The organism is Sporosarcina ureae (assembly GCF_002082015.1).
In the GTDB taxonomy this organism is placed as follows: domain Bacteria; phylum Bacillota; class Bacilli; order Bacillales_A; family Planococcaceae; genus Sporosarcina; species Sporosarcina ureae_A.
Genome location: NZ_CP015109.1, coordinates 870,001 through 893,483, shown reverse-complemented (window position 1 = coordinate 893,483; position 23,483 = coordinate 870,001). Strand labels below are relative to the sequence as shown.

Annotated in this window: 25 protein-coding genes (1 of these 25 running past the window's edge); 12 read left to right on the top strand and 13 right to left on the bottom strand. The window is 42.9% G+C overall.

The window, feature by feature from the left end:
* Window positions 1-184: 184 nt before the first annotated feature.
* Window positions 185-511 carry a YuiB family protein gene (locus SporoP17a_RS04495; RefSeq protein ID WP_083032946.1) on the top strand — a complete coding sequence of 109 codons (327 nt, stop codon included), beginning with the start codon at window positions 185-187 and terminating at the stop codon, window positions 509-511.
* Between the two features lie 245 nt (window positions 512-756).
* Here SporoP17a_RS04495 and SporoP17a_RS04490 read toward each other — a convergent pair whose 3' ends face one another.
* Complete coding sequence (locus SporoP17a_RS04490) at window positions 757-1,233, bottom strand: divergent PAP2 family protein (RefSeq protein WP_083032943.1); 477 nt, start codon at window positions 1,231-1,233, stop codon at window positions 757-759.
* Between the two features lie 156 nt (window positions 1,234-1,389).
* Between SporoP17a_RS04490 and SporoP17a_RS04485 the strand changes: the two genes are divergently transcribed.
* The gene (locus SporoP17a_RS04485) at window positions 1,390-2,904 is read left to right on the top strand and encodes a leucyl aminopeptidase (RefSeq protein WP_083032940.1); all 1,515 of its coding nucleotides are present in this window, start codon (window positions 1,390-1,392) and stop codon (window positions 2,902-2,904) included.
* A 70-nt stretch (window positions 2,905-2,974) separates the two neighbouring features.
* Window positions 2,975-3,220, top strand: coding sequence for a hypothetical protein (locus tag SporoP17a_RS04480; protein ID WP_083032937.1), 246 nt, complete (start codon window positions 2,975-2,977; stop codon window positions 3,218-3,220).
* 18 nt (window positions 3,221-3,238) lie between these two features.
* On the opposite strand, the gene mnhG is transcribed toward SporoP17a_RS04480, so the two are convergent.
* Genes mnhG through SporoP17a_RS04445 form a run of 7 tightly spaced genes read right to left on the bottom strand, consistent with a single transcriptional unit; the run spans window position 3,239 to window position 9,008 of the window.
* Complete coding sequence (gene mnhG, locus SporoP17a_RS04475) at window positions 3,239-3,622, bottom strand: monovalent cation/H(+) antiporter subunit G (protein ID WP_083032934.1); 384 nt, start codon at window positions 3,620-3,622, stop codon at window positions 3,239-3,241.
* Window positions 3,606-3,887, bottom strand: a complete 282-nt coding sequence (locus tag SporoP17a_RS04470) for a Na(+)/H(+) antiporter subunit F1 (RefSeq protein ID WP_083032931.1) — start codon at window positions 3,885-3,887, stop codon at window positions 3,606-3,608. Before SporoP17a_RS04470 ends, mnhG begins: the two co-directional genes overlap by 17 nt.
* Window positions 3,884-4,366: a Na+/H+ antiporter subunit E gene (locus SporoP17a_RS04465; RefSeq protein ID WP_029054415.1), complete on the bottom strand. Its 483-nt coding sequence runs from the start codon at window positions 4,364-4,366 to the stop codon at window positions 3,884-3,886. Before SporoP17a_RS04465 ends, SporoP17a_RS04470 begins: the two co-directional genes overlap by 4 nt.
* 6 nt (window positions 4,367-4,372) lie before the next feature.
* Window positions 4,373-5,857 carry a Na+/H+ antiporter subunit D gene (locus tag SporoP17a_RS04460; RefSeq protein ID WP_083032928.1) on the bottom strand — a complete coding sequence of 495 codons (1,485 nt, stop codon included), beginning with the start codon at window positions 5,855-5,857 and terminating at the stop codon, window positions 4,373-4,375.
* Complete coding sequence (locus SporoP17a_RS04455) at window positions 5,850-6,191, bottom strand: Na(+)/H(+) antiporter subunit C (RefSeq protein ID WP_083032926.1); 342 nt, start codon at window positions 6,189-6,191, stop codon at window positions 5,850-5,852. The genes SporoP17a_RS04460 and SporoP17a_RS04455 overlap by 8 nt, the downstream gene beginning before the upstream one ends.
* On the bottom strand, window positions 6,191-6,613 hold the full coding sequence (locus SporoP17a_RS04450) for a Na(+)/H(+) antiporter subunit B (protein WP_083032923.1): 423 nt from the start codon (window positions 6,611-6,613) through the stop codon (window positions 6,191-6,193). Before SporoP17a_RS04450 ends, SporoP17a_RS04455 begins: the two co-directional genes overlap by 1 nt.
* Window positions 6,600-9,008: a Na+/H+ antiporter subunit A gene (locus SporoP17a_RS04445; protein ID WP_083032920.1), complete on the bottom strand. Its 2,409-nt coding sequence runs from the start codon at window positions 9,006-9,008 to the stop codon at window positions 6,600-6,602. Before SporoP17a_RS04445 ends, SporoP17a_RS04450 begins: the two co-directional genes overlap by 14 nt.
* A gap of 181 nt (window positions 9,009-9,189) precedes the next feature.
* Between SporoP17a_RS04445 and SporoP17a_RS04440 the strand changes: the two genes are divergently transcribed.
* Complete coding sequence (locus SporoP17a_RS04440) at window positions 9,190-9,762, top strand: YufK family protein (protein WP_083032917.1); 573 nt, start codon at window positions 9,190-9,192, stop codon at window positions 9,760-9,762.
* Window positions 9,763-9,807: 45 nt separating this feature from the next.
* Here the strand turns inward: SporoP17a_RS04440 and SporoP17a_RS04435 are convergent, their stop codons facing one another.
* Entirely contained in the window at window positions 9,808-11,661 is a 1,854-nt protein-coding gene (locus tag SporoP17a_RS04435) for a transglycosylase domain-containing protein (protein WP_083032914.1), read from the bottom strand.
* A gap of 122 nt (window positions 11,662-11,783) precedes the next feature.
* Entirely contained in the window at window positions 11,784-13,025 is a 1,242-nt protein-coding gene (locus tag SporoP17a_RS04430; protein WP_156890521.1) for an MFS transporter, read from the bottom strand.
* 718 nt (window positions 13,026-13,743) lie between these two features.
* Here SporoP17a_RS04430 and SporoP17a_RS04425 point away from each other — a divergent pair.
* The 4 genes from SporoP17a_RS04425 (at window position 13,744) to yugI (ending at window position 15,456) form a co-directional block, all read left to right on the top strand.
* The gene (locus SporoP17a_RS04425; protein WP_083032909.1) at window positions 13,744-14,334 is read left to right on the top strand and encodes a peptidylprolyl isomerase; all 591 of its coding nucleotides are present in this window, start codon (window positions 13,744-13,746) and stop codon (window positions 14,332-14,334) included.
* Window positions 14,335-14,363: 29 nt separating this feature from the next.
* Window positions 14,364-14,585, top strand: a complete 222-nt coding sequence (locus tag SporoP17a_RS04420) for a hypothetical protein (RefSeq protein ID WP_083032906.1) — start codon at window positions 14,364-14,366, stop codon at window positions 14,583-14,585.
* Window positions 14,586-14,697: 112 nt separating this feature from the next.
* Window positions 14,698-14,964, top strand: coding sequence for a DUF1871 family protein (locus tag SporoP17a_RS04415; protein ID WP_083032904.1), 267 nt, complete (start codon window positions 14,698-14,700; stop codon window positions 14,962-14,964).
* A 117-nt stretch (window positions 14,965-15,081) separates the two neighbouring features.
* Complete coding sequence (gene yugI, locus SporoP17a_RS04410) at window positions 15,082-15,456, top strand: S1 domain-containing post-transcriptional regulator GSP13 (RefSeq protein WP_083032901.1); 375 nt, start codon at window positions 15,082-15,084, stop codon at window positions 15,454-15,456.
* 133 nt (window positions 15,457-15,589) lie between these two features.
* Here the strand turns inward: yugI and SporoP17a_RS04405 are convergent, their stop codons facing one another.
* Entirely contained in the window at window positions 15,590-16,891 is a 1,302-nt protein-coding gene (locus SporoP17a_RS04405) for an AAA-type ATPase lid domain-containing protein (protein WP_083032898.1), read from the bottom strand.
* A 180-nt stretch (window positions 16,892-17,071) separates the two neighbouring features.
* Here SporoP17a_RS04405 and pruA point away from each other — a divergent pair, with 180 nt between their 5' ends.
* The 3 genes from pruA (at window position 17,072) to SporoP17a_RS04390 (ending at window position 21,223) form a co-directional block, all read left to right on the top strand.
* Window positions 17,072-18,616: an L-glutamate gamma-semialdehyde dehydrogenase gene (gene pruA, locus SporoP17a_RS04400; RefSeq protein ID WP_083032895.1), complete on the top strand. Its 1,545-nt coding sequence runs from the start codon at window positions 17,072-17,074 to the stop codon at window positions 18,614-18,616.
* A 33-nt stretch (window positions 18,617-18,649) separates the two neighbouring features.
* The gene (locus tag SporoP17a_RS04395) at window positions 18,650-19,843 is read left to right on the top strand and encodes an ornithine--oxo-acid transaminase (RefSeq protein WP_083032892.1); all 1,194 of its coding nucleotides are present in this window, start codon (window positions 18,650-18,652) and stop codon (window positions 19,841-19,843) included.
* A 135-nt stretch (window positions 19,844-19,978) separates the two neighbouring features.
* Window positions 19,979-21,223, top strand: coding sequence for a Glu/Leu/Phe/Val family dehydrogenase (locus SporoP17a_RS04390; RefSeq protein ID WP_083032889.1), 1,245 nt, complete (start codon window positions 19,979-19,981; stop codon window positions 21,221-21,223).
* Window positions 21,224-21,264: 41 nt separating this feature from the next.
* Here SporoP17a_RS04390 and SporoP17a_RS04385 read toward each other — a convergent pair whose 3' ends face one another.
* Window positions 21,265-21,522, bottom strand: a complete 258-nt coding sequence (locus SporoP17a_RS04385; protein WP_083032886.1) for a DUF378 domain-containing protein — start codon at window positions 21,520-21,522, stop codon at window positions 21,265-21,267.
* 106 nt (window positions 21,523-21,628) lie between these two features.
* Here SporoP17a_RS04385 and SporoP17a_RS04380 point away from each other — a divergent pair, with 106 nt between their 5' ends.
* Window positions 21,629-22,792, top strand: coding sequence for an iron-containing alcohol dehydrogenase (locus SporoP17a_RS04380; RefSeq protein WP_083032883.1), 1,164 nt, complete (start codon window positions 21,629-21,631; stop codon window positions 22,790-22,792).
* 104 nt (window positions 22,793-22,896) lie between these two features.
* On the opposite strand, the gene SporoP17a_RS04375 is transcribed toward SporoP17a_RS04380, so the two are convergent.
* Window positions 22,897-23,483, bottom strand: the 3' portion of a protein-coding gene (locus SporoP17a_RS04375) for an MgtC/SapB family protein (protein ID WP_083032880.1). It continues 136 nt past the right edge of the window; the window shows 587 of its 723 coding nt (coding positions 137-723); its start codon lies off the right edge, out of view — the gene reads right to left on this strand; the stop codon is at window positions 22,897-22,899.

Genomic DNA, 23,483 nt, shown 5'->3' with positions numbered 1-23,483 from the left:
TTTGTGTGCAACAAAATAGGCAACAAGTCAACCGTGGAAGTAGTCAAAGCAAGGAAATTCGTCTGTCAAATTTTAAAAATTCATGACATCTGAGAAGAACGTTCTGTGTACTCTGTCTCATTCTATTGAAAGCCGTCTCCTCATCCTGTAAAATGTTGAGGTGATGAACTGGAGGTTAGCAAGCATGCAAACTATATCCATAGCACAAGTGATGCTATCGATCTTGATATTTATCGTTATGTTTTTCGGTATTGGCTTTTTATTGAATATGCTGTTACGCATGACGTGGCTTATGGCTATTATTTACCCAATTATCGTGATATTTATTATTGATGATGTGCCGATGTATGAATACATTACGAAACCTAGTTTTGCTTTTAGTGAGCTGGGGGCGAATTTGATGTCGCTACATGCAGTGGATATCGTGATTTTGGCGAGTGGTATGGTTGGAGCGATTATCGCAGGTTTTGTAATGAAGGTTTTACGCAAGATGGGGTATCAGATGTTCTGATACTCTTTGCTAGGTGTGGATATGAAAAAACGGAGCTGGACAGGAAGTCGTATGTTACGACATCTTGTGACAGTTCCGTTTTTGCTTTTTAAAAGAAAATGAAAGATTGGTAAGAGAAAGGCACCTTTCATTCTACTATCTTGTGTGACGTGTAAAAATTCCCTCATAATAATCAAACGAATGCGATAATAGCGGTAGTCTCATTGCGAGAGAGACCCGTAAGCGACGTAGTGGAGTTGAAGACGTTACAATATAACCGTATACGTAATGATCGAAATGAGGATACCTGTTAGGGCTCCGAAGAATACTTCGTTGGGTTTGTGGCCAAGTAGGGTTTTGAGTTCTTGGATTTTTGCGTCGTTGTCTTTTTTAGGCCAGTCTTTCAAATCGCTGACGAATATTTGGAAATCTGAGCGCATTTGGTTGATGATCAAAGCCTGTTGTCCTGCTTGGTAGCGGATCCCCGTTGCGTCGAACATGACGATGACCGCGAAGATAGCGGATATGGCGAATAATGGCGAGTCCAAGCCAGCTTCGAATGCGATGGCGGTTGTGAGTGCAGTAACTGCTGCTGAGTGAGAGCTGGGCATGCCACCTGTGGATGTCATAAGTCCGAAATTGAGTTTACGTGTTAATAAAAAATGAATAGGAATTTTTACAAATTGGGCAAATAAGATGGCGAATAGCGCTGCGAGGAGCGGTATGTTTTCAAATATAGCCAAGAGATTCCACTCCTTTACTGTCAGTAGTTTAGCAATCAGTATAACATAATTTGGATCTACTCGTTATCCAACGAACAATTATTTGTAGTTGGAAGTGCTAATCTGACTAGTCTATACTAGTATGGGGAAGGCGTAAAGAAAAGGGGAGGAACACACATGATACACGTAGAAACAGCATCCGCAATGGATCAAAAGGAAGTAGAAGTACTGATTGTAGGTATACCCGATCATCCAGAAAATGTAGAAGGCTTCGATACGTTCGTTGACTCTTTCCATCCTTCATTATCAGACTGGATCAAATCACATGACGTGCAACAGAAGTTTAAGGCGATTACTAAAATGCCTGCGTTATCGAAGCAAAGTTACGACCGCGTATACTTTGTAGGCGTTGGCAATCAGAAACGACTGACAGAGCAAACATTGCGCGAATTATTCGCCGAGGTAGGTAAACAACTACACAACGACCGTGTACGCACTGTAGGCGTCTGGACAGCCCCGTTCTGCAATGAAGAGATTGATAGTGAGGACGTGGCGTTCCTGGCCTCTGAGGGTATCGGAATGGGCTCCTACGCATATGAGGGATTCAAGACATCTTCCAATGAAGTGGATGTCCGACTAACTACTGTGACATTCTTCACGACGGAAGATGAAGAACGTGTCACTGCTGCTGGAGAAGTGGGCATGATTTCCGCACATGCAGTGAACGAAGCCCGGACGCTAGTCAATGTCCCGCCTAATCTATTAACGCCAACTAAGATGGCGGAGTATGCACGAGAATTAGCGGAGAGCTATGACTTGGAAATCGATATTCTCGGTAAAGCGGAAATGGAAGAGCTCGGTATGGGAGCAATTCTTGCGGTCAATCAAGGTTCAGTAGAAGAGCCCAAACTCATTGTGCTGAAGTACCAAGCGACAGAACAATGGGAAGATGTCATCGGCTTAGTCGGTAAAGGAATTACGTACGACACTGGTGGCTATTCGTTGAAGCCTAAAGACGGCATGGTGGGCATGAAAGGCGATATGGGAGGCGCGGCAGCTGTACTCGGCGCTATGGCGATCATAGGGGAGTCACGACCGAAGAAAAACGTCATTGCCGTCATTGCGTCTTCTGACAATATGATTTCTGGTGAAGCGTTCAAGCCGGACGATGTCATCACGTCTTTAAGCGGCAAGACAATTGAAGTATTAAATACAGACGCAGAAGGCCGATTAGTATTGGCTGATGCGGTGACATATGCAAAACAAGCCGGCGCTGAGTACTTAATTGATGTAGCCACGCTAACAGGTGGTGTCATTGTAGCGCTCGGTCATGATAAAACGGGCACTTTAACAAACGATAAAGCATTTTATAAGAAATTCCAAGAAGCGGCAGATGAAACAGGAGAATTCATTTGGCAACTACCGTTAACTGAAAATGATCGGAAGCGGATTCGCAAAAGTGATGTCGCAGATGTAAATAACTCACCAGGACGGGATGGTCATATGATCTTCGGAGGTGGTTTCGTTGGAGAATTTGTAGGGAATACACCGTGGATTCATTTAGACATTGCGGGTACATCTGATGCAGCGAGTCCACATGTGCTCGGCCCAAAAGGCGCTACAGGTGTTATGGTACGTACATTGGCAACCTTTGTAGAGCGTTTGGCTGCTGAAGCAGAACAACAAGAATAGTTCTATATAGGCGCTTTCCCCACACCTTCTTTCCGGCTAGACATAGGATACATGGAAAGGGGGAAGTTAGATGACAAGACATAGTCATAGAGGTGGATACGGTGGCGGTCGCGGTCATTATGGCGGCGGTTATGGAGGTGGATTTGGTGGTTTCGGGGGTCCTTTCCTAGGCGGCTTAGTTGGCGGATTTTTAGGTAATGCTATATTTCCAGGTTACGGTTACGGAGGTGGCTATGGTGGAGGTTACTATCCACCTTACTACAACAGCTATCCATATTATACACAACCGTATTACCCTTACTATCCATATTATTGAAAAAACACGCCGTGATGACTATTTGTCATCCGGCGTGTTTTTTTCTGATTCAATACGTTGTTCTATTACTGCATCTTTTAAATCATCTCCAACCGTCAAGTCGGTAGGTTCTACACCCGACATATAAGCGGCACGTGTCATTAAGTGACCGCCAATCGGAGAAGTGATAAACAAAAAGACGATACCGAGCAACAGTGCCACACTGAAATGGCCTTCATTCCACCAAAAGTGAAGGAATATACCGAGCAGTAAACTCATTACTCCTAGTGTAGCGCTCTTTGAAGCGGCATGTGCGCGTGTATAGACATCGGGAAGTCGTAAAATTCCAATGACTGTGACGATCGTGAAAATGATCCCCACCGTCACGAGCAACACAATAATCATGTCAGCTATTAGGTCCACGTTCAATGATCTCTCCTCTCTCAATGAATTTTGAGAAGGACACTGTGCCGATAAACGACATGATAGCGATCAATAAAATCGCATCGATGAAGAACGGCGTATCGAACAAGATGGAAAGCAGCGCGATGGCGGATATGAGCATGACGCCAATCGCATCCAGAGCTACTAGCCGATCTGGCACGGAAGGACCTTTCCATACGCGATATAGTAATCCGAGCATAGACAGGATGACTAGCACGAGACAGACAGAATAAAAAACGTTCATCCTCGGCTCACCTCCATAATGGCTTTCTCGAATGTGTTTTTAATAGAGTCGATTGCTTCATCCACATCGTCTACGTCGATTGCGTGGATATACAGAGTACGTTGATCGTCTGAAACATGAACGACGACCGTACCAGGTGTTAACGTAATTAAACTAGATAACAACGTGATTTCCCAATCTTTTTCAAGCTCAGTTGGCATTGCAAAGAACATCGGCTGCATAGTCGACAAATCCGGTTTAATAACTAAAAGCAACACGGAAATATTCGACAAGATGAGTTCTTTTAGGAAAATCGCTGTTAATTTTACCGCAGACCAGATGCGCCAAATGTACAAGCGTCCACTGAAATAACGGCGCGTCATGATGATCATCAACAGCCCGATAAGATATCCTATGATGAACGTAGAAGGTGTCAATGAACTATTCATGAACATCCAAACGACTGCAATGAAGAAATTTAATAGTATCTGAAAAGCCATTGACCTCTACTCCTTTAACACCGCATTTATATAGATGGATGGATCAGCCAGTACATCCGCTGCATCCGTCATATATGGCATAAGCCATTCAGCACCGACGCCATATGCTACCGTAATGAGTACTAGCATAATAGCCGGGAACATCATTTGACGGTACGTACGTTGATCGCGAATAGGCAACTCGTTCTTCTGAGGCCCCCAAAATGCATAAATGAAAATCCGAATGACAGACAGTAGCACAACTAAGCTAGAAACTAAAATTATGATACTACCGATCACATGATCCGCTTCAAACGCACCTTTTGTGATGAGCACTTTCCCAAGAAATCCACTTAACGGAGGAATACCAGCGAGACCGAATGCAGCGATTAAATACGTCCAACCAAGTGTTGCATGGGTTTTAATTAGGCCGCCCATTTCCCGCAAATTCGAAGTGCCAGTTGCATAAATCACAATACCAATCAAAACAAACAATGCAGCTTTGATCAACATATCATGAAGTAAATAGTAAACCGCGCCTTCTAGTCCAGACGTATTCATTTGCGCTACGCCGAACAAGATGACACCTACTGCGATGATGATGTTGTAAATGATGATTTGCTTCAGATCGAAATACGCGAGAGCCCCGATACAACCTGCAATGATAGTGAGTAACGATAGAACCATCAAAAACTGGTGCGTAAACCCAATGTCGTGTACGAAAAACAACGTATACGTACGCGTGATGGCATAAACGCCTACTTTAGTGAGTAGGGCACCGAACAATGCAAGAATAGGTATTGGAGGTGCAGCGTACGAATTCGGTAACCAGAAATACAAAGGGAAGATAGCCCCTTTTATTCCGAAGACGATTAAAAACAAAATCGCGATAACAGAAATAATCCCCGGTTGATTGATCTCAGCAATTTTCACCGAAATATCCGCCATATTTAAAGTGCCAATAATAGAGTACAAGTACGCTACTGCAACTACAAAGATAGCAGATGAAATGACGTTCACCAATATGTATTTTATAGATTCACGAAGCTGCCGCTTCTCGCCGCCAAGTACAATAAGCAAATACGACGCGATCAGTAGCACCTCGAAAAATACGAACATATTGAAAATATCGCCTGTTGTAAAGGCACCATTGATTCCTGTAATCATAAACAAAATGGCAGGGTAGTAGAAAAATCTTTCTCTTTCTACACCAATGGATGAAAAGCTATAGATGACGACAAAGATGGTAATGATAATCGTCGTCGTGACGAGCAAGGCGGAGAACATGTCTGACACCATCGTAATACCGAATGGCGCAGGCCAGCTCCCAAGTGTCACGGTTTGGATTCCTTCTGTCTTCACTGTCGCGATAAGCCAGAAAGAAGCAACAAGGCTGAAAGCTAATCCGATCAGTGTCAACACTCTCTGGACGACCACTTGCTCTTTAAAAAACATTAAGATCATCGCGAAAAAGAAAGGAATAATGATCGGAAATAAAAGAAGATTAATCATGTTCATCATTCCCTCTCAATTCATTCATATTATCTGTTCTGTGCACATCATACATACGATATGCCATAACTAGCATGACCGCCGTCACACCAAAACTGATGACGATCGCAGTTAAGATCAATGCTTGAGGCAGGGGATCTGCAAAATCCGTCACACCATCTAGTACGACAGGTGGCGCCGAACCTTTAAGTCCACCCATTGTGAGGATGAGCAAGTGGGCTCCATGACTAAGCAAACCAGTACCTAAAATCACTTTTAATAAACTTCTGGATAAAATCAAATAGACGGCTGCCGTAAATAATACCCCGATGAGAATGGATAGGATAAATTCCATCAGTCATCGCCTCCAATCGATTGAATAATCGTGATGGCGGAACCAACGACAACTAAGTACACTCCACTATCAAACAACATCGCTGTATGCAGAGATGTATGCCCGAACAGCGGCAAGTCAAAATCACCGAATGCATGTGTAAAGAATGGCACGTTAAAGAAAATGGAACCCGCCGCTGTACCTAACGCAAGCAATAACCCAATGGCAGTCATTACCGTAAAGTTGAACGGAAGAATTTGTTGGATTGTCCGTATATCGAATGCCAACAACAGCAGCAAAATCGCACCTGTCGTCAACAAGCCGCCGACAAAACCTCCGCCCGGTGCATAATGACCTGCAAAAAAGATGTGTATGGAGAACAGGAAGATGATGAAAAACACTACTTTAGCTGCGGTTTGTAAAATAACATCATTTGTTTTCATCAGTCTGCTCCTTTCTCGATACACGCAAGCGAATCATGCCAAGTACCGCGATCCCAGCAATAGCAAGAACTGCGATCTCAAATAATGTATCAAATCCACGATAATCCACGAGAATGACGTTGACGATATTTCCGCCAGCGGCTTCCGTCTCCACCGTATCTTTGTAGTATTGGGAAATCGAAGGAATCATTTTTTGTGAATGACTGGATAGGGCGACCAAAGTCACCATCACCCCTACACTCAATGAAACCATCAGATTGACCATTTTATTGCTTTTCGTTTCCCCGTGCGTGCTGAGTGCCGGCAAATGCTTAAATGCCAGTAAGAACAACGCAACGGATACTGTCTCGATGACAAGCTGTGTCAGTGCTAAGTCAGGTGCTTTGAAGATGACGAAGAATAACGCGACGGAATACCCGACGCCGCCAAGCGCGATAATCGCAGCAAGACGAGACTTCGCAAACACGACAAATCCAACAGATACAAGTAACACGATCGCATTTAAAGAACCATATAATGTAATCGCTGCGAAACTGTTCATATCGACAACGAATGCATCCTTGATAAACAACAACGCAATGATCGTAACGGACATAAATGCGAACATATACAATAAGTATGTCCGAATCTTGCCTGTCATATAAAGGCGAGACACCCGATTCATACCTTTTTCGCTTCCGCGCATCATCGCATCATAACCGTTATTTAGCGATAGCTGATCAGGTTGGATACGATAAAGTGGTTGCCATTTCGGAATGGTCAAGTAAAGTAACGTACCGAATACGATTACCCCAATGGTTAGCCATAAGCCAACAGCTCCAAATCCATGCCATGCTTTGACATGAATGTCGATAGCGGATGGACTTGCATACAATGTCGGTTGAACCGCCATGACAGCCGGCTTAATAATCCACTTCCCGACGACATTCGGAATGAAGAACACGACAATGACGATTGTGGCCAAAATCATCGGTGCAAGTAGCATCCCAATCGGTGCTTCATGCGGTTGCTTCGGCAATTGTTCAAACTTCTTCTGTCCAATAAATGTTTTCAATACAAAATACATACTGTACGTAAACGTAAACACACTAGCCACCCAAGCGACGATTGGGAACATAATACCCCACGTATCGAAGTTGAATAACTCAAAATGTCGAAGTGCTACCATAGATTCCAAGAACATCTCTTTACTCAAGAATCCATTGAATGGAGGCAAGCCAGCCATAGACAATGAACCAATCGCAGCCACAGTAAAGCTGATTGGCATGACGCTCATTAACCCACCTAGCTTACGAATATCCCTGGTACCGGTTTCATGATCAATAATACCTGCGATCATGAAGAGCCCACCTTTAAATGCTGCGTGGTTAATCAAGTGGAAGATTGCTGCATACGTCGCGAAGCTGAACATGGCTGCGGTCGTATGGTATGAAATAGCGCCAGCGCCAAGTAACGACATGATTAAACCAAGTTGACTGACTGTTGAAAATGCTAAAATCGCTTTCAAATCAGTTTGTTTTACTGCGAATAATGAACCCCAGAACAGCGTCAACAATCCAATTCCTGTAACGAGCCAGATCCAAGTGGACGCTGAGCCGAAAATCGGTGTAAATCGCGCGACCAGATAAATGCCCGCCTTCACCATCGTGGCAGAGTGTAAATACGCACTGACTGGTGTGGGCGCTTCCATTGCATCTGGTAACCAGATATAGAATGGAAATTGTGCTGACTTCGTAAAGGCACCAAGCAAGAGTAATACTAATGCCAGAGTGAAGTACGGTTGATTCAGTAGATCAGGAGCTTGGGCAATTAATTCCCGAACGGAGAATGTTTCCCCCATGATACTGAGTAAAATGAATGCCCCGAGCATCATTAATCCACCAAACACCGTAATCATCATCGATTTCAATGCGCCAAAACGTGACTTGTCCTTCGTGTACCAGAAACCAATCAATAAGAAGGACGAAATGGACGTTAACTCCCAGAACAAGTAAAGTGTCATCGTGTTGTCAGATTGCACGACTCCGAGCATAGCGGTCATAAAGATGAGTAAGTAGACGTAAAAGCTACCGAGATCCTCTTTCTCCCTATCCATGTAAAACACAGAGTACAAGACGACTAACGAACCGATTCCGGTGATCAATAGCGTAAATAATAAACTAAGACCATCTATGTATGAAGTAAACGCAATTCCAAGTGACGGAATCCATTTCATTTCAGAAATAGCATGACCACCATCCATGACTAGCGGTAAAAAGCTCAGGTAATAGCTAAATAACACTAGAGGGACTAATAAAACAAACCAACCTGTATGTATTCCTTTAACTTTTCTATAAGCAAAAGGAACAAGTATTGCGAAGACTACAGGTAAAAAAATCAATAACACGAATTCCAAGAGAATCCTCCTTCCAACCATGTTCTTCACATATTCAATTCCCAAGGCATAAGCGTGGGCGTATTTGTTAGTATAGCGTAAAACATTTCAAATTGCATAGACGACAGTTGACCAATTATTGCTTTATTCGACTTCCTTCTTATATTATTAGGATGATGAAAAAATATTTTTTGGGGGTATTATGAAAAATCCATATTTGTTCAGCTATTTACCATTTGTTACGGTCTTGCTATTCAGTTTGACCTTTGGTGTCTATAGTGTTGGAGAGACATTAATTCTTTTTAAGGAAATCGGTCTCTATCAAGGTATGAGAGAGTTTTTATCAGATTTTCAGTTACGTATCTTTTTATTGACGATGTATTCATTAGTATTCTTCATGCTATTTGCAGCGCTAAAACTAATTGCTGTCACTATACATGAAACGGCCTTATTATTTTTCTTGAAAGAAGAAGCGGATGCATCCTATAGCGCGTCCAAATCCGGTGTAGTCATTTACTTTGTCGGTGCACTTGCTTCAGCAATAGGTATCCAATCATGGAAGGCCCTCGTCTTGATCTTCCTCATTACTTCATTCGTGTATTTTGTTTATGTCGTGTACAAATTAAGTCCATTTATGCCACTGACGCATACCGTGGGTTTGATTTTCTTCCAGATTATCATCTGGAGTGTTCTCGTGGCGGGGCTTGTGTATATCATTATCCGTCTATACAACGGGCTACTCGCCAGTATTCCGTTAACCAATCCAGTCAAATAAATGGAAAAGCCTTGCGGATCCGAACTAACGGACTTGGCAAGGCTTTTATGGTCGCATCGTCGAGGAAAATGCCCGTAAGTGAACTTTTTGGTCGCGCAGACGTGGAATTGGTGTCGGTCTGTCGTAACCGATCCACACAGCTGACGTATAGCGATCATTCATACCGATAGCCCACAAATCTTTAAACGCATCAGTCGTTCCTGTTTTCGCTCCGGTGTAGCTTGTTGTATACGCAATTCCTTCGCCAGTACCGTTGACGACAACTTCTCTCATCAACGAGCGGATGCTATGGACGGTGGAAGGGGACCAGACCGCCTTTGACATGTCCTTCCATTTATACAAGACTTCCCCTTTATGATCTTTTACCGAACGAATCGCACGAGGCGGCAAGTACATCCCGTCGATAAAGCTCGTAGTTGCTCCAGCAAGTTCTAATGGCGTGACGCCTTTAGAAAAGCCACCAAGCGCTGCCGGATAAGAACGGTCAGCCTCAACAATATGCTGGAAGTGGAAAGGTGCTAAATGCGAGAATGCTTCGTCGATTCCTACACGTTGCAATAAACGTACAGCCGTCGAGTTATAACTATTTCGGAATGCTTCCCGTACCGTAGTCGTTCCAAACTGATAGTTGCCGAAGTTTTTCGGACAATACCCCCCAATACAAATATCACTACTGTTGACAGGGGTATCCGCATGATACGGACCACTTTCAAAAAACGGTGCATAGACAAGCAATGGCTTGATTGCGGACCCTGGTTGTCGCACTGCTTGATACGCACGATGGAAGTCAGTTTTTTTATAACGTGCACCGGCATATAGACTGATGATCTCCCGCGTGTCATTGTCAATGACAGCAGCCCCTGCTTGCACACCGCCCGTTCCAATGAGCGCATTCAGGCGATTTTCATCATGTTGTTGCTTGTGTTGATCCAGTGCCGTATCGATTGTCACGCCTTTGCCGATCACTTCTCGCGTACGACGATTGATTTCATTTTGCCAGCGTTGCCGTTCTTCTGGCGTCTTCGCTTTACTCATCGACGTGTCAAGCCCTTCCGTCTGCGCAATCAGTTTTTTCAACTCTTCCAATACGTACGTGCTGTACATTGGGTGAAACTGTTCTTTTTTCTTGACGTTCAATTGAATCGGAAACGTCCTGTACGCCTCAAATTGCTCTTGTGTAATGACTTGTTGATCGAGCATAACCTGAAGCAGTCGTATTTGACGCTCTTTCGTTTGGTCAAAATGCTTGATTGGGTTATAAAGTGATGGATTATTTGGAATGGCCGCTAAAAACGCAATTTCCGCCTCATGCAATTTCTCGATAGGACGACTGAAGTAGTAGGTTGCAGCGCCACCAATGCCGTATACTTGATTGCCGAAATACATTTCATTCAAATACATTTCCAGAATTTCATCTTTTGTCGATTGCTTCTCTAATTCTGCTGCAAAGAAGAGCTCTTTAAACTTCCGTTCATACGTTTTCTCTGTCGATAAATAGCGCATCCGGACAACTTGCTGTGTAATGGTCGAAGCTCCTTGTTGTTTAGCATCTGCTGCCGCGTTAATCGTGAAAGCTCGAATGATTGCCGCGATATCATAGCCGCGATGCTCATAAAACGTTCGATCTTCACTTTTCAAAAATAACTGCCGCGTGAAAAAAGTCATATCCTGCAAATGAATGGGCTGTCTCCATTCGGTATATTCTTCCGCAAATAAAGTCCCGTTACGGTCTTTCATTTGAATAGGGGAGGTCATAGTAGGTACTTCCAACTTCACTGTGTCACGAATCGCCGTATGCAATGTTTTCGTCTGTACGGTTTCTTCGTGGATTTGATTTTGAATAAATAATAATAGCGGAACGCATGCAAGCGTAATCACTAATGCAACCGTTTGTTTCAACTGACTAGCCTCCTGTACTGTCACGTAGCTATAGAAAAATATAACATATCTTGACAACTGTCGCCTGAATCAAAAGGAAATAAAAAAGCCACGCAACCTATAAAAAGGTTACGTAGCTATATTTACGCGTGTTCATTCGCTTCACCTTGCCGGTCTTCTAAGAAGTGCTCGAAATCCTGTGTAGGTCGTCGCACTGCCATAGATAAGAACAAATAACCGACTATGAACAATACACCTGTCACGATGAAAACTGCAGGAATCCCAATATACCCACTGACAATCCCACCAAACATAGGTCCGATAATATTACCAAGGAAACGGAAGCTCGTGTTATATCCCATAACCTCACCTTGTACTTCCAGTGGCGCTTCACGACGAACAAGCGCTGTCGTAAGTGGAATCATACCGCCTGTCGAGATCCCAAATAAGAACCGCAACAAAACCAGTTGCCAAAGTGACGTAACGAATGCCTGTGGAATAATGAAAACGAACGACATGATGAGCAGTAGCCCAAGAATTTTTTCGTATCCAACATCGTCGCCAACTTTCCCCCAATACCTAGCGAATAGTAAATTGCCGAGGCCCGTTGCACTGAACGTCAGTCCAGCAAGGAACGCAACATTGGTTGCAGCATGGGTCAAATCCGCCACGTAGAGTGACAGCAACGGCTGAATACTGAAATTCCCGACTTGGATCAACGTCGTGACCAGCATGACGTTGATCATCAGACGGTGTTTAAACAAGCCACCTAAAATAATTTTTCGCGAATACTTCGCTACTTTCTTCGCTTTCACCCGTGCTTCCTCTTTAATTCCAAATAGTACAAGCAGCGTCGCGATCACTACGGAAATAGACGTGATAATGAACGTATACTCAAAACCGAACGTATCAGCCATAAGACCACCAAGAACGGGGCCGAATAACATTCCCGCGACACCACCCATTTGCAGCGTCCCGAGCATCTTACCCGCTTTCTCCCGAGGAGTCTGAGATGAAATGAAAGCTAATGAAGTCGGTAAGAAACCTGTCACTAGGCCCATCAGAAATCTCAATACGAAAAAGATTTCTACGGAATTGACAAAGCCCATCAAAAAGACTGAAACCGTAATCCCGAAACCATTAATAAGCAATATAGGTTTAAAACCGAAACGATCCGCAAAACGTCCCCAAATAGGTGACATGACCAGCGCGGTAATAAACGTAGCACCAAATATTAATCCTGCCCACTTCTGGACATATGCATCAGAATAATCCCCAAACGTTTCAATATATAACGACAGGAATGGCATAATCATCGTCATCGTACCTGCTACAAGAAAGTTCGTGATCCAGATGATAATGAAGTTTTTCTTATGTCGACTCAACGTTGAACCGCCTTCCTCCTGTAATGTTTCGATAGTATCAGTATAAAACAATTCGACAGTCGAAGGAAACATAGTGCTTACACGTAAAAGGAGAGTGAATTGCAATTTTCGATCCGGCTGAGGGACGTATATTGGCTTTTCGAATTCAAGAGCAGTCGAAACGCAGAGGGCTATGAGCGTTTAAGCGGCCTGATTGATCGCATAACCGGTAAGTATGAGCGGGTACGGCCCACGATAGAGCGGATATCTCTAACAATAGAGCGGTTACGCATGAATTATGAGCGCCTACACGAATTTATGAGCGTCCCAGCGACTGCCCACGAGTGCTGCAAGACAATGAGCGCTTAAGCGGCCTGATAGATCGCATAACCCGCAAGTATGAGCGGATACGTCCCACGATAGAGCGGATATCTCACGCAATAGAGCGATTACGCAAAAACAATGAGCGCCTACACGAATTTATGAGCGCCCCAGCAATGGACCACGAGTGCTACAGAGCAATGAGCACCTACAAAAATGAATGAGCGAACTCGCATATCCCTATAGATAGATCAACGTTGCGCTGTCCTCAGATTGCGCTTTTTCTCAGTAAATTAAACTTTGTCAACTAACTGTCACAGTTACAATTATCGAATTTTGCTAGCATATATGATAGACTGTTTTCATACACAAAACATGCAGCAAATTGAACAAGCACGTAAATTTGAGGAGGAATATCATGTATCCACAACTATCGACTGAAGTAGCAGAAAACGAAGCACTAGTTACGATGAACACCACAATGGGGCCTATCAAAATAAAGCTTTTTAAAGAGCAAGTTCCAAAAACAGTTGAAAACTTCTTGACTCATGCAGAAAATGGTTATTACGACGGTATTATTTTCCATCGCGTGATTCCTGAATTCATGATTCAAGGTGGAGACCCAACTGGAACAGGAATGGGCGGAGAAAGTATCTATGGCAATACATTCCAAGATGAGTTTACAATGAATTTATTCAACTTGCGTGGCGCGCTATCTATGGCAAACGCTGGACCCAACACAAATGGTAGCCAATTCTTCATCGTACAAGCATCTTCACTTGCAGGCGCTTCAGCGGCACAATTGAAAAATGGCGGATGGCCTGAAGAAATTGCGGATGCATATGAAGCAAACGGTGGAACACCTCACTTGGATCAGAAACACTCTGTATTTGGTCAAGTAGTAGAAGGAATGGACGTTGTGGACAAAATTGCTAACGTGAAAACGAACCGCGACAATAAGCCAAATGAAGAAATTAAAATTGAATCAATTGAAATCATCCAAAAGTAAGCGGATTTGATTCGTAGGGGGAAACTAGCATGGACTTCGTTCTATTGATGCCGTTTCTTTATTTTCCTGAAGATAAATCAGAATACATCCCAGCAGCAATTTCTTTCGTCATCTTTATGACGCTTATGCTGTTCGTATTTCGTTGGATTATTAAGAAATCCAAACAGCAGGAAGAAGAAACGAAAGAGCTGGAACAACGTATTCTAAAAGAACGACAACAACATAAAAATACAGGACATCCCATCGATTGATCGGGATGTTCTTTTTTATTCATCGGTCTCGTAAACTGCCAAAATATCTCTAACTGTTTTCTTGCTACCTGTTGTGCTATGATTAAAAGAAAAACAAATCAGGTGACGAATCATGCAAACCACGGAAATGAATAAAAAAGCAGTCTCACTTCTTAAACAATGGGATCCATTTGAAGAAGGGGAGTATGCGTATGGTGCAGAAATTGCTGAAATAGTGACGGAGCTTCATCGTGTAGATCATCCAGCAGACTTAGCCAAATATATTCGTGATGTCTATGAGCATACCCATGAAATATGGATACCTTTAGAGAACTGTATGGACATATCCTATAAACTAATTGCTGTTAAATATGAAGCCCATTCAATTGTGCAGTATTAAATACTCAGAGCCTTCTATTCAGATGGCTCTTTTTTGTTCAAAACTTCGAAATATGGTATACTTTGAAGCGGCCATAGTGGCAGACTAGATACTACTTTAGATTGGGAGCTGTTTTGCATGTCTCACAAATTTGCAGTAGGAGATGAGCTGACCGGAAAAGTTACCGGAATCCAGCCATACGGTGCGTTTGTAGCGCTGGATGCTTCAACGCAAGGTTTAGTGCACATCTCTGAAATCACGTATGGATTTGTTAAAGATATTCATGACTTTTTGGAAGTTGGGCAAGAAGTTCACGTCAAAGTATTAGATGTGGACGAAGGAGCTAGTAAAATCAGCTTGTCGATTCGTGCATTACAGGAGCCACCAAGTTCTTACTTGAATCACTCTCGTTCTCGTCAATCATTGCAAGAACGTGTGGATCAGCAAGACGCTGATGGTTTTAATTCACTGAAAGATAAACTGCAGGATTGGATTGAGCAATCCGGACGTTGATAAAAGGACTGTCGCAAAAGTTTTTATAACTTTTGCGACAGTCCTTTTTGTTTTCGGAATCGTTTCGACGTTAAATGGCTCCTTGGAATTTGTAGTGAGTTTCATCATTACTAGTAGAACCGTGCATTATTACTTACTCTTTCAATTTCCTCAACCGATACTGCAAATTCTGTCTACTCATACCGAGGGAGTTGGCAGTTTTCGTAATGTTATGATCATGCAACTCCATTGCTTTTTGAAGGTAATACTTCTCGGCTCCTCGTAAATATTGATCAAACGGCAACAGTTTAGAGTCACTTTGCACGATAAAGTCACTTGGTTGTGATGCGTCATTAGCTATTGCCTCGACCTTCATTTTAAATTGCAAAGGCAACATATCCTGAGTCAGCGTATCTTCTGTTGTATGCATGGAAGAAACTTCGTCCAGGAGTAGCTCGAGCTCTCGCAAATTTCCTGGCCAATCGTATGCAAGAAGTAACTCGTTCACTTTGTCATCGATTTTCGTCAGTCCTGTTCCTAATGATTCCACTCTGATCTTTAAATACGCTTCAGCGCAAGGAATGATATCTTCTGGGCGCTTCCGTAGTGGAGGGATCCTGATGGCGAAAGACGCGAAAAAATAATAGAGCTCCTTTAGCAATGTGCCTGACGCGATCAGCTCGACTGGGTCATCCCCGATACTCGCGATGAATTGATGGGCGGGTGTTTTCTGCAAAACGAAGAGCAATGCCTGTTGTAATGAAATCGATAAAGTATCCATTCGTTCGCAGAATAACGTCATAGGCGGTTGTTGTTGCAAAGTTTCTTCGAGTTGCTGGATGATATCTGTATCAGCATGTAGACAATGAAATGTGTGGAAAATCCGCTCGTTGTCTGCAAAACCATAGTGAATCGCTTCGGCAAGATTATCCTTCCCCACACCTGTTTCTCCAATCAATAAAACTGGCAAGTCAGCCGCTGCTGCTTGTTCGGCAGTGGAAATAACCGATTTCATGGCCAATGATTGAGCGGTGATTTGATTGAATGTAATTGGGCCACGATTTTTACGCAATGGTTGTAAAACGAATTTTTCCAATGCCGTAATATCTTGAGCGAACTCAATTGCACCAATCAATTCCTGTTGTTCATAAATAGGGTAGGTGTCATTCATCGTCGTGATTTCTACTTTATTTGTATTCCAGTACTTCTGCTTAACACGCAATTGTGGCTCTCCACTTTGCAATACTTTCAATAACGTGCTTTCGGTCTTATCAAAGTTAAATAACTCCAAAATAGAGTGGTCTTGTATATCTTCAAGATTCAATCCTTCGATTTCTTTCATTTTGCGATTATAGACAATCGTTCGTCCTGAATGATCTACAGCATGTATACCGATATTTGCATGATCTACAGCAAACTGATTGCATGTATTCAATATATTTTCATCTTTTCTCATTTGAAACACCTTCCTAACCTAGTGCGTATCGGATTTCGGTTAATAAATTAATAGAATTTAAAAATAATTACAAGAAAACACTTGCAATGTGCAACGTTTTCTTGCATCATTATAAATGTAAACGTTACCAAACGCAAATTAATTTTGCGTTCCTAACTATAAAGGAGGATTTGATTCCAAATGATTCCATACAAACACGAACCATTCACAGATTTTACAGTTAAAGAAAACCGCGAAGCGTATGAAGAAGGCTTGAAAGTTGTAGAAAGTTATATTGGGCAAGATTATCCGCTAATTATCGGCGGTGAACGCATAATGACAGATAAGAAACTAGCATCCACTAACCCTTCTGATAAAAAAGAAGTGATTGGTAATGTCTCGCAAGCTAGTCGCGATTTAGCAGAGCAAGCGATGACTACCGCAAAAGAAACATTCAAGACGTGGAGGAAGATCAAGCCAGAATTCCGTGCTGATGTATTATTTAAAGCAGCTGCCATCGTCAGACGCCGCAAGTTTGAATTTTCCGCGTTACTGACAAAAGAGGCAGGTAAGCCGTGGAATGAAGCGGATGCAGATGTAGCGGAAGGTATCGATTTCATGGAATATTATGCTCGTCAAATGCTTACGCTAAAAGAAGGTATGCACGTGGAGAGCAGACCAGGTGAATATAACCGATTCGATTATGTACCGCTTGGTGTAGGTGTTGTCATTTCACCGTGGAATTTCGCATTTGCAATCATGGCAGGGACTACAGTAGGTGCGCTTGTCACAGGAAACACAGTCCTGTTGAAACCGGCTTCTACAGCAACAGTCGTTGCGTATAAGTTTATCGAAGTGTTGGAAGAAGCGGGCATGCCAGCGGGTGTCGTCAACTTCATCCCAGGATCGGGTTCTGAGATTGGTGACTACTTGGTCGATCACAAAGATACTCGTTTCGTTTCGTTCACAGGTTCACGTGAAGTAGGTACACGCATTTTCGAACGTGCGGCAAAAGTACATGACGGTCAAATCTGGCTGAAACGTGTAATTGCAGAAATGGGCGGTAAAGATACGATAGTCGTTGATAATGAAGCGGACTTGGAATTGGCTGCGCGTTCTATCGTTTCCTCATCATTTGGATTCAGTGGCCAAAAATGTTCGGCATGTTCTCGTGCTATCATTCATGAAGATGTCTATGATGAAGTGGTAAAGCGCGTAGAAGAGCTCACGAAGGCATACAAATGGGGTGATCCAGTCGATGGAAATAACACAGCGGGTCCAGTTATTGATCAAGCGGCATTTGATAAAATCATGGATTATATTGAAATCGGTAAACAAGAAGGACGTCTCATCGCTGGCGGAACTGGCGATGATTCAAAGGGCTATTTCATAGCGCCAACTGTCTTCGCAGACGTGGATCCAAATGCACGTATTTCTCAAGAAGAAATCTTCGGTCCGGTTGTGGCACTTTCAAAGGCTTCGTCGTTTACAGAAGCGATTGAATTTGCAAACGACACAGACTACGGTCTAACAGGTGCGGTCATCACGAAAAATCGCCACCATATTGAGCAAGCTCGTGAAGACTTCCATGTAGGTAATCTATATTTCAATAGAGGCTGTACAGGCGCTATCGTTGGATACCAACCATTTGGCGGTTTCAATATGTCCGGTACGGATTCAAAAGCTGGCGGGCCTGATTACTTGCAGTTGCATATGCAAGGAAAAACTACGTCAGAGATGCTATAACTCGTTAAACTGAATTCAAAGGAGTGAACGGATATGACGAAAACGACAAATGTTATTGAAAAAACGAAAAAGTATGGTGCGAATAACTATAATCCGCTACCGATCGTAATTTCTGAAGCGGAAGGTGTCTGGGTAAAAGATCCTGAAGGTAATAAATATCTGGATATGCTGGCTGCCTACTCTGCACTCAATCAAGGGCATCGCCATCCGAAAATCATTCAAGCGCTAAAAGACCAAGCAGATCGTGTCACGCTAACTTCACGTGCCTTCCATAACGATCAATTGGGCCCGTGGTATGAAAAGATGGCAGAACTGTCAGGTAAAAATATGGTGTTACCTATGAACACTGGCGCTGAAGCAGTAGAGACTGCTTTAAAAGCCGCCAGACGATGGGCATATGATGTGAAAGGTGTAGCGGGCAATCATGCAGAAATTATCGCATGTGTAGGGAACTTCCACGGCCGAACACTTGGCGCAGTTTCATTGTCATCGGAACCCGAATATAAAAAAGGATTCGGTCCGTTGCTACCTGGTATCAAATTAGTAGAGTACGGGGATATCGAGGCGTTGAAAGCGGCTATTACTTCCAATACTGCTGCGTTCCTAATTGAGCCGATCCAAGGAGAGGCGGGCATCATGATTCCTCCTGAAGGATTCATGAAAGAAGCATCTGAACTGTGTAAAAAAGAAAACATACTCCTTATTGCAGATGAAATTCAAGCAGGACTCTGTCGTACAGGTGAAATGTTTGCTTGTGACTATGATGGTGTCACACCGGATATGTACATCCTCGGGAAGGCACTGGGTGGAGGCGTATTCCCGATTTCCTGTGTACTCGCGAATGAGGACATCTTAGGTGTATTTAATCCAGGATCTCACGGTTCTACATTCGGTGGGAACCCAATGGCATGCGCAGTATCCTTAGCCGCAATTGAAGTGTTGGAAGACGAAAAGCTTGCGGAGCGATCTAAAGAATTGGGGAACTACTTTATGGATGAACTAAAAAAACTTTCTCATCCTGCAATCAAAGAAGTACGTGGACGTGGATTATTTATTGGAATGGAATTAACGGAAGAAGCACGTCCGTATTGCGAAGAACTAAAAGAACTTGGTTTATTATGTAAAGAAACACATGATACCGTAATCCGTTTTGCTCCGCCATTGACCATTACTAAAGAGGAGTTAGATTGGGCATTGGAAAAAATCCGCACAGTATTTAGCAAGTAAGCAGCACTTTATCGCCGAGTTTTGATCGCTTGAAAAAATCAAAGGCGATTTGGAATCGATATGTGGATGTTTGAATATGCTCGTGTTATAATGTGTCCGTGAAAGACAATAACAAACAAAGAGGCGAGCCATACAATGACAGAAAACCTGAATCTATTTACGTCTACACAAGTTGTTATAAAAGAAGCACTTGAAAAGCTAGGCTATGATGAAGGAATGTACGAACTACTGAAAGAACCACTTCTTATGGTAGAAGTGCGTATTCCTATCCGTATGGACGATGGAAAAGTAAAAGTATTTACCGGATACCGCGGACAACACAATGATGCAGTCGGACCAACAAAAGGTGGAATTCGTTTCCATCCTAACGTAAGTGCTGATGAAGTGAAGGCGCTTTCTATGTGGATGACACTAAAAGCAGGAATTGTGGACTTGCCATATGGCGGTGCTAAAGGCGGTATTATATGTGATCCGCGAGAAATGTCGATGGGTGAATTAGAACGTTTGAGCCGTGGCTATGTGCGTGCACTTAGTCAGGTAATGGGACCTGCAAAGGATATTCCGGCACCGGACGTCTTTACGAATTCACAAATCATGGCATGGATGATGGATGAATACAGTAAAATTGATGAATTTAACTCACCTGGTTTCATTACAGGAAAGCCAGTCGTACTTGGCGGTTCACATGGCCGCGAGCGCGCAACAGCTGAAGGTGTAACAATTATTATTAACGAAGCGGCAAAACGTCGTAATATCGATATGAAGGGTGCGCGTGTGATCATTCAAGGATTCGGTAACGCAGGTAGTTTCCTATCCAAGTTTTTACACGATTCAGGCGCGAAAGTAATCGGTATTTCCGATGCATACGGTGCATTGTATGACCCGGATGGTTTAGATATCGACTATCTACTCGATCGTCGTGACAGTTTCGGAACAGTTACTACATTATTCGACAATACGCTTACCAATGCGGAATTGCTTGAAATGGAATGTGATATTCTAGTTCCAGCTGCAATCGAAAACCAAATCACAGAAAAGAATGCCCATAATATTAAAGCAGACATCGTAGTGGAAGCAGCTAACGGTCCAACTACTTCAGAAGCAACAAAAATCCTAACAGATCGCGGAGTCCTATTAGTACCAGACGTATTGGCTAGTGCTGGTGGGGTAACGGTATCGTATTTCGAATGGGTTCAAAATAATATGGGATATTACTGGTCTGAAGATGAAGTACGTGAAAAAATGACAGAAAAGATGGTTCTGGCATTTGAAAATGTGTATAACATTGCAACTACACGTAATATCGATATGCGTTTAGCGGCATATATGATTGGTGCACGCAAAACAGCGGAAGCAAGTCGTTTCCGTGGATGGGTATAAGAATACAAAAAGGCATCTCCTCAAGTGTGAGGAGATGCCTTTTAGGTTTGTTCGATAGATGAGGCGGAACGAATTTCTTCTGGTGATTTCGGTTCTTCTTCCCTTCGCCAGTACGTAAAGAGAACTTGTAGCGCCATGAGACCAGATAATCCGATCACAATATAAAGGAAGCGTGCTAGTGGCTGATAGGCGCCTTCCGTTAATTGGGCGATGACATCAAAACGGAAAATCCCGACAACACCCCAGTTTAATGCACCGATTAACGCAATGGCTAACGTAACTTTTTGCAGTGTTTCCATATTATCTCCTCCTATCAAAAAGTATATCCTGTTTTTAGAACACTATACTTGCAACGTAAATACATCTTTTTCATAATAGAGAGTAAGAAGAAGGAGGCGTACAATTTTGGATAATTTTATTTTCAATAACCCGACTAAGCTAATTTTCGGTCAAGATCAACTGCAACATTTACCTAAAGAACTTGAAAAATACGGTAAAAAGGCATTATTAGTATATGGTGGTGGCAGCATTAAGCGCAATGGCTTATATGATGAAATAATGAAATTGTTGACTGATCATGATTTTGAAGTAGTAGACATGCCAGGCGTTGAACCGAATCCTCGGCTGTCGACTGCTAAAAGAGGCGCGGACCTTTGTAAAGAGCATAATATTGATGTAATTATCGCAGCTGGTGGAGGATCTGTAATCGACTGTACAAAGTTGATTGCTTCCGCGGCAAAATACGACGGTGATCCATGGGATTTCGTAACAGGTAAAGCAACACCTAAAGAAGCACTGCCGTTCGGTACGGTGCTGACGATCACTGCAACTAGTTCAGAAATGAATGCAGGATCTGTTATTACAAACGAAGAGACACAGGAGAAATATGGTTGGGGTGGACCGTTAAATTATCCGAAGTTTTCTATCTTGGATCCGAAATACACATTGACAGTACCACTTGATCAAACAGTCAACGGTATAGTCGATACAATGTCGCACATTTTCGAGCAATATTTCCACACTGCAGACAATGCGTCGTTCCAAGATGAAATTTGCGAAGCAGCATTACGTTCCGTTATGAAGACTGGAGAGCAACTGGTGAAAGATCCTGAGAATACCGAGCTTCGGGAATCCATGATGTTCGCGGGCGTTTGGGGATTGAACGGCTTCCTATCGATGGGTACAAGAGGGGACTGGGGTACGCATAATATCGAACACGCCATATCCGCTGTCTACGATATTCCTCACGCTGGTGGCTTAGCGATTTTATTCCCGCACTGGATGAAGCAGACACTCCCAAAAAATCCACAGCGTTTTGTACAGTTGGCTGTGAATGTGTTCGGAGTAGATCCAGCTGATAAGACGGATGAAGAGGTTGCAACAGAAGGAATCGACCGTTTAAGCGCGTATTGGAAGGGAATTGGCGCACCTGTCACACTAGCGGATTATAATATTGATGACTCTAAATTAGAGTTGATAGCAGAAAAAGCTGCTGGGAATGGTCCGGTTGGTGGATTTGCTAAATTATCTAAGGAAGAAGTTCTAACTATATTGAAAGCTAGTTTGTAATTACTGTAGTAAAATGTCAATTGAATAAAAAGACTGAAAGCAAAGCTTGCGAGTGAGTTTGCTTTCAGTCGATCACGTCAGGTCGCGTCGACTTGGCGTTTTTATTATGGATAAATAACGAGTTCTACCGATTCTACATAGGAAAGTGTAGTGAGTTCTATATAGAGTGTAGAGGTAGATTTTTTTGGATGTGCCATAAGTTTGAATTGTAATTCGTGATGATACTGATGTTCAGGTGTCTGGAATTGTCTGATATGCAAATGGTCAATTTCCATACGTTCTTCATTCAAATATCTAATGAGATCATCAATTTTGGACTTTTGAGTAATGACGATCGTACAATTCGCTTCTTTAGTACGCAGCCGTTTAGGCCCGAATCTACCTAGTAAAGGCGCTATTAGCTCAATAACGATCATTACACTAATTACAGTGAAGAATGCCTCGATATAAAAACCTGCCCCTACTGCAATGCCGATTCCTGCTGCGCCCCAAATCATAGCGGCGGTAGTCAGGCCTGTGATATTATCATTATCTCTACGTAATATTGCGCCCGCACCAAGGAAACCAACACCACTGACGATTTGAGCGGATAGCCGCAAAGGGTCCATGGTGATATTGATATCGTTACGGGAAGGTACTAAATAAGCTGCTTCAATTGAGATAATTGTTAATAGACAACTAAAGGTAGCAA